Origin of the sequence: Massilia rhizosphaerae (assembly GCF_016093545.1) — a bacterium.
GTDB classification, from domain to species: Bacteria; Pseudomonadota; Gammaproteobacteria; order Burkholderiales; family Burkholderiaceae_D; genus Telluria; species Telluria rhizosphaerae.
On the sequence record NZ_JADKYX010000053.1, the window covers coordinates 1 to 697 of the forward strand.

The following is a 697-nucleotide window of genomic DNA, read 5'->3' on the forward strand; positions in this document are numbered from 1 at the left end:
CTTAACCGCAAGGAGGGCGCTTACCACGGTAGGATTCGTGACTGGGGTGAAGTCGTAACAAGGTAGCCGTATCGGAAGGTGCGGCTGGATCACCTCCTTTCTAGAGTGGCACCGCGAGCGAAAGCTCGACATCAAGCGCCTACGCTTATCGGCTGTTGTAAAGTTAAACGAGAAGAGTTTTCGGGGCTGTAGCTCAGCTGGTTAGAGCACCGTGTTGATAACGCGGGGGTCGTTGGTTCGAGTCCAACCAGCCCTACCAGTCAACGCAGTTGTCCATGTATGGGGGATTAGCTCAGCTGGGAGAGCACCTGCTTTGCAAGCAGGGGGTCGTCGGTTCGATCCCGTCATCCTCCACCACTCTCTGTTCACTGCATTTATGTAAGCCTGTGTGGTTTAGATAAGTGTAGTTCTCGTTCTTTAACAATCTGGAAGAAGTAAAGTTTTCTTTAAGCGTGTAGCTGGCGAAAGTCAGAGACACACTTAGGGTAGTAATCTGTATGTATCAACAAACAAAGTAAGCTGAACTCTTGTTGTTATGACGTTCCCTTCTCGTCTTTCCTTCGGAAAGACTGCAGGGGCCAACGTTATAGGGACAAGTGAATAAGTGCACATGGTGGATGCCTTGGCGATTACAGGCGATGAAGGACGTAGTAGCTTGCGATAAGCTGCGGGGAGTGAGCAAACACACTTTGATCCG

The 697-nt window shown here is 50.2% G+C and carries 2 tRNA genes and 2 rRNA genes; all 4 read left to right on the plus strand.

What is annotated here, in order from left to right:
* A 16S ribosomal RNA gene (locus ISF28_RS30220) occupies positions 1 to 100 on the plus strand; the annotation flags it as partial.
* Between the two features lie 82 nt (positions 101 to 182).
* A tRNA-Ile gene (locus tag ISF28_RS30225) sits at positions 183 to 259 on the plus strand.
* Between the two features lie 22 nt (positions 260 to 281).
* Positions 282 to 357: transfer RNA gene (locus ISF28_RS30230), tRNA-Ala, on the plus strand.
* A 233-nt stretch (positions 358 to 590) separates the two neighbouring features.
* Positions 591 to 697, plus strand: a 23S ribosomal RNA gene (locus ISF28_RS30235); the annotation flags it as partial.